This window comes from Micromonospora sp. NPDC004540, from assembly GCF_040610095.1.
GTDB lineage: Bacteria > Actinomycetota > Actinomycetes > Mycobacteriales > Micromonosporaceae > Micromonospora.
Window position 1 is genome coordinate 1 of the sequence record NZ_JBEXLR010000179.1, and the last position, 5,530, is coordinate 5,530.

5 protein-coding genes and 2 pseudogenes are annotated in these 5,530 nt (G+C 77.8%); all 7 read left to right on the top strand.

Annotation, left to right across the window (positions count from 1 at the left end; translation table 11 throughout):
- Window positions 1-96: 96 nt before the first annotated feature.
- Window positions 97-618: pseudogene (locus ABZV78_RS31235) on the top strand (VWA domain-containing protein); the annotation flags it as partial.
- Window positions 618-1,229 carry a cob(I)yrinic acid a,c-diamide adenosyltransferase gene (gene cobO / locus ABZV78_RS31240; protein ID WP_355644384.1) on the top strand — a complete coding sequence of 204 codons (612 nt, stop codon included), beginning with the start codon at window positions 618-620 and terminating at the stop codon, window positions 1,227-1,229. The pseudogene ABZV78_RS31235 and the gene cobO, both read left to right, overlap by 1 nt.
- Window positions 1,223-2,578, top strand: coding sequence for a cobyrinate a,c-diamide synthase (locus ABZV78_RS31245; RefSeq protein WP_355644386.1), 1,356 nt, complete (start codon window positions 1,223-1,225; stop codon window positions 2,576-2,578). The genes cobO and ABZV78_RS31245 overlap by 7 nt, the downstream gene beginning before the upstream one ends.
- 80 nt (window positions 2,579-2,658) lie before the next feature.
- Window positions 2,659-3,396 (top strand): precorrin-2 C(20)-methyltransferase, encoded by a 738-nt coding sequence (gene cobI / locus ABZV78_RS31250; RefSeq protein ID WP_355644391.1) that lies wholly within the window; start codon window positions 2,659-2,661, stop codon window positions 3,394-3,396.
- A complete protein-coding gene (gene cobM, locus ABZV78_RS31255; RefSeq protein WP_355644388.1) occupies window positions 3,393-4,232 on the top strand; it encodes a precorrin-4 C(11)-methyltransferase in 840 nt (279 codons plus the stop codon). Before cobI ends, cobM begins: the two co-directional genes overlap by 4 nt.
- The gene (locus ABZV78_RS31260) at window positions 4,229-5,374 is read left to right on the top strand and encodes a cobalt-precorrin-5B (C(1))-methyltransferase (protein ID WP_355644390.1); all 1,146 of its coding nucleotides are present in this window, start codon (window positions 4,229-4,231) and stop codon (window positions 5,372-5,374) included. Before cobM ends, ABZV78_RS31260 begins: the two co-directional genes overlap by 4 nt.
- Before the next feature lie 2 nt (window positions 5,375-5,376).
- A pseudogene (locus tag ABZV78_RS31265) lies at window positions 5,377-5,530 on the top strand (bifunctional cobalt-precorrin-7 (C(5))-methyltransferase/cobalt-precorrin-6B (C(15))-methyltransferase); the annotation flags it as partial.

A 5,530-nucleotide genomic window follows, 5' to 3' on the forward strand; every position in this document is an offset into this window, starting at 1 on the left:
TGACGGAGGCGCGTTGCGGGCCGGCCGACACTCCTGTCCGCCCGCGGTCAGCGAGTTTTTCGCTCCGCTGATCACGGCCACCGAACGGAGCGGTGCGCCAGCGGGTCGATGGGCGCCCGGGAGCGGATGTCCACCGTGAAGGGCGCGGTGCTGGCGCTGCTCACCGACGCGTACCAGCGGCGGGACAAGGTGGCCGTGGTCGCCTTCCGGGGCACGGGCGCGCAGACTCTCCTCCCGGCCACGTCGTCCGTGCTGGCCGCCTCGACCCGGCTCGCCGAGCTGCCCACCGGCGGGCGTACCCCGCTGGCGGAGGGGCTGCTCGCGGCGGCCGACCTGCTACGGGTGGAGCGGCTGCGCGACCCGAAGCGCCGCCCCCTCGTGCTGGTGGTCACCGACGGCCGGGCCACCGCCGGCCCCCGCCCCCTCGACCGGGCCGCCCACGCCGCCGCGGTGCTCGCCGCCACCGGCGCGCCCTGCGTCGTCGTCGACTGCGAGTCCGGCCCGGTCCGCCTGCACCTGGCCCGCCGCCTCGCCGCCCAACTGCACGCCCCGCACCACCACCTCGCCGACGTGGCCGGAGGCCCGCTCGTCGGCCTCACCACGAGGAGCGTTGCCTGATGCCGCAGGGGAAACCGAGCCACGTGCCCGCCGACGGGCTGACCACCCGGCAGCGGCGCCACCGGCCGCTGCTGATCGTGCACACCGGACAGATGAAGGGGAAGTCGACCGCCGCGTTCGGGCTGGCGCTGCGGGCCTGGACCGCCGGGCTGCCCGTCGGCGTCTTCCAGTTCGTCAAGAGCGCCAAGTGGCGGGTCGGTGAGGAGAACGCCTTCCGGGCCCTCGGCGAGGTGCACGAGCGCACCGGGCAGGGCGCCCCGGTGACCTGGCACAAGATGGGCGAGGGCTGGTCCTGGATCCAGCGCGGCGGCGCGGCCGACCACGCCGAGGACGCCCGGGAGGGGTGGCGGCAGATCCGGCGCGACCTGGCCGCCGAGCGCTACGGGCTCTACGTGCTCGACGAGTTCACGTACCCGATGAAGTGGGGCTGGGTCGACGTGGACGAGGTGGTCGCCACGCTGCGCGACCGGCCCGGCTTCCAGCACGTGGTGATCACCGGCCGGGACGCCGACCCGCGGCTGGTCGAGGCGGCCGACCTGGTCGCCGAGCTGACCAAGGTCAAGCACCCGATGGACGCCGGCCAGAAGGGTCAGAAGGGCATCGAATGGTGACCGACTGGGCGCTGCCCCGGGTGGTCGTCGCCGCCCCGGCCAGCGGGCACGGCAAGACCACCGTGGCCACCGGGCTGCTCGCCGCGCTGCGCCGCCGCGGCCTGGCGGTCAGCCCGCACAAGGTCGGCCCCGACTACATCGACCCCGGCTACCACGCGCTCGCCGCCGGCCGTCCCGGCCGCAACCTCGACCCCTGGCTGGTCGGGCCGGAGCGGATCGCCCCGCTGCTGCGCCACGGCGCGACCGTGCCCACCCCGGCCGACGTGGCCGTGGTGGAGGGGGTGATGGGGCTGCACGACGGCGCGGTCGGGCACGGCGGGTACGCCTCCACGGCGCACGTCGCCCGGCTCATCGAGGCGCCGGTGCTGCTGGTCCTCGACACCACGGCGCAGGGCCGCTCCGCCGCCGCGCTGGTGCTCGGCCTGCGCGCCTTCGACCCGGCGGTGCGCATCGGCGGGGTGATCCTCAACCGGGTCGGCTCGCCCCGGCACGAGACGCTGCTCCGCGACGCGCTCGCCGAGGTGGACGTGCCGGTGCTCGGCGCGGTGACCCGGGCCGCCGAGGTGGCCGCGCCCTCCCGCCACCTGGGGTTGGTGCCGGTCGCCGAACGCGCGCCCGAGTCGGTCGCCGTGGTGGCCGCGCTCGCCGACCTGGTCGAGTCGACGGTGGACCTCGACGCCGTGCTGGCGCTGGCCCGCAGCGCGCCGCCCCTCACCGCGCCCGCCTGGGATCCGGCCGCCGCGGTCGGCGGTCCCGCCGGCACCGCCCGCCCGGTCGTCGCGGTCGCCGGCGGCGCGGCCTTCACCTTCTCGTACGCGGAGACCGCCGAGCTGCTCACCGCGGCCGGCGCGGAGGTGGTGACCCTCGACCCGCTGCGCGACGAGGCCCTGCCGCCCGGCACCCGGGCGGTGGTGATCGGCGGCGGCTTTCCCGAGCTGCACGCCGACGCCCTGGCCGGCAACACCGCGCTCCGCGCCGAGCTGGCCGGCTTCGACGGCCCGGTGGTCGCCGAGTGCGCCGGGCTGCTCTACCTCGGCCGCGCCCTCGACGGGGTGCCGATGTGCGGGCGGCTCGACCACACCGCCCGGATGACCGGCCGGCTCACCCTCGGCTACCGCGACGCCGTGGCCGCCGCCGACTCCCCGGCGCACCGCGCCGGCGACCCGGTACGCGGGCACGATTTCCACCGCACCGTCACCGACCCCGGGCACGGCGACCGTCCCGCGTGGCACTGGGACGGCGCGCCGCACGGCTTCGTGACCGGCCGGGTGCACGCGTCCTACCTGCACACCCACTGGGCCGGTCACCCGGCGGCGGCCCGCCGGCTGGTCGAGGCGGCGAGCCGGTGAACCCGCCCAGCCACCGGCCGGCCGCCGCGACCGGCCCGGCCCGGCCCGCGCCCGCCGGCGGGGAGCGGTCGCCCGCCGCCGTGCTGACCGGGGTCGGGGTCGGACCCGGCGACCCCGAGCTGCTGACGCTCAAGGCCGCGCGGCTGCTGGCCGAGGCCGACCTGGTGTTCGTACCCGTGCTGGACCGGCACGCCGCGGACCCGGACACGCCCGCCGGCCGGGCCGAGACCACCGTGCGGGCGCACGTGCCCGCGGACCGGCTGCGCCGGCTGCCGTTCGCCCTGGACGACCGGGGCGGGGTGACCGCCCGCCGGGAGCGCGCGTGGGACGCCGCGGCGGCGGCCGTGGTGGCCGCCCTCGACTCCGGCGCCCGGTCGGTCGCCTTCGCCACCATCGGCGACCCCAACGTCTACTCCACCTTCGGCTACCTCGCCGACGGGGTCCGGGCCCGGCGGCCCGGGGTCGAGGTGCGCACCGTGCCCGGCATCACCGCCATGCAGGACCTGGCCGCCCGGGCCGGCGTGCCGCTGTGCGAGGGCCGCGAACCGCTCACCCTGCTGCCCGCCACGGCCGGGCTCACGCCGGTCGCCGACGCGCTCGCCGGCCCCGGCACCGTCGTCGTCTACAAGGGCTGGCGCCGCCACCCCGACCTGGTGGACGAGCTGCGCCGGCAGGACCGGCTGGCCGACGCCGTGCTGGGGCGGGCGCTCGGCCTGCCCGGGGAGCGGATCGGGCCGGTGGACGCCGCCGCCGACCTGCCGTACCTGTCGACGCTGCTGGTCCCGGCCCGCCGGGACCGGCGGGGAGGGAACCTGTGACCGCCACCGGAAAGGTCTGGTTCGTCGGGGCCGGCCCCGGCGCCGCCGACCTGCTCACCCTGCGCGCCGCCCGGGTCATCGCCGGGGCCGACGTGGTGATCTGGGCGGCCAGCCTTGTGCACGCCGACGTGCTCTCCCACGCCCGCCCGGGCGCCGAGATCGTCGACTCCTCCCAGCTGCCCATCGAGGGGGTGCGGCCGCTCTACGAGCGGGCCGCCGCCGACGGGCTGACCGTGGCGCGGATCCACTCCGGCGACCCGGCCCTGTGGGGCGCCGTGCAGGAGCAGCTCGACCTGTGCCGGGCCCTCGGCCTGGCCGTGGAGGTGGTGCCCGGGGTGTCCTCGTTCACCGCGGTCGCCGCGCTGGTCGGCCGGGAACTGACCATCCCCGAGGTCGCCCAGTCGGTGATCCTCACCCGCTTGGAGGGCGGCAAGACGCCCATGCCGCCCGGCGAGCGGGTCCGCGAGTTCGCCCGGCACGGCACCACCATGGCGCTCTTCCTCTCCGCCGCCCGCTCCGGGCAGGCGCAGGCGGAGCTGCTGGCCGGCGGCTACCCGCCGGAGACCCCGGTGGTGGTCGCCTACCAGGCGACCTGGCCGGACGAGCTGGTGGTCCGGTGCGCGCTGGGCGAGCTGGAGGCCACCGTCAAGGCACACAAGCTGTGGAAGCACACGCTGTTCCTGGTCGGGCCGGCGCTGGCCGCCACCGGCACCCGCTCGCACCTCTACCACCCCGGGCACTTCCACACCTACCGCCGGGCCGAGCCGGGCGCCCGCGCCGCGCTGCGCCGGGCCCGCTCCGGCGACGCCGCCGACCCGGCCGGGGACGGCCGGTGACGTACGCCGAGCCGCCGCTGCGCGAGCCGGACCTGCCGCGTACGGCGAAGGTCCGGCCCACCGCGCTGCGCACCGGCTGGACCACCGGCGCGTGCGCCACCGCGGCGACCAAGGCGGCGCTGACCGCGCTGGTCACCGGCGAGCCGCAGCGCCAGGTGGAGATCGGCCTGCCGGCCGGCCGGCGGGTCAGCTTCGCGGTGGCCCGCTGCGACCTGGAACCGGCCCGGCGGGCCGAGGCCGTGGTGGTCAAGGACGCCGGCGACGACCCGGACGTCACCCACGGCGCCGAGCTGACCGCCACCGTCACCTGGCGGGACGAGCCGGGGCTGCGCCTCGACGGCGGGCCGGGCGTCGGCACGGTCACCCGGCCGGGGCTCGGCCTCGATGTGGGCGGCCCGGCCATCAACGAGACCCCGCGTCGCATGATCGGGCAGGCCGTCGCCGAGGTGGTCGACCTCGGCGAGACCGGGGTCCGCGTGGTGATCAGCGTGCCGCGCGGCGAGATCATGGCCCGCAAGACCACCAACCGGCGGCTCGGCATCCTCGGCGGCATCTCCATCCTCGGCACCACCGGGATCGTCCGGCCGTTCTCCACCGCCTCCTGGCGGGCCAGCGTGGTGCAGGCCGTGCACGTGATGGCCGCCCAGGGGGAGCGGACCGTGGTGCTCTGCACCGGCGGGCGTACCGAGCGGGCCGCCCGGGCCCTCCTGCCGGAGCTGCCCGAGGTGTGCTTCGTCGAGGTGGGCGACTTCACCGGCGCGGCGGTCACCGCCGCCGTCGGCGACGGGATGACCGGAGTGGTCTTCGTCGGCATGGCCGGCAAGCTGGCCAAGCTCGCCGCCGGCATCCTCATGACCCACTACACCCGGTCCAAGGTGGACCTGTCGCTGCTCGGTGCCGTCACCGCCGAGGCCGGCGGCCACCCGGACCTGGTCGCCGCGGTGGCCGCGGCCAACACCGGCCGGCACGCGTACGAGTTGTGGGCGGCCGCCGGGCTGCTCGGACCGGCCGGGGACCTGCTCTGCCGCCGGGTCCGGCAGGTGCTGCGCCGCTTCGCCGGCCACGCGGTCACCGTCGACGTGGCCATGGTGGACTTCGCGGGCGCCCGGGTGGTCGCCTCCTCCGGGCGGTGGGCCGCGTGACCCCGACCGTGCTCGTGGCGGGGGTCGACGCCGCCGGCCGGCCGGCGCACCCCGCCCTCGCCGAGGCGCTGGCCGGGGCCGGTCTGGTCGTCGGCGCGGCCCGGCACCTGGCCGCCGTGCCGGTGCCGGCGGGCTGCGCCACGGTCGTGCTCGGCC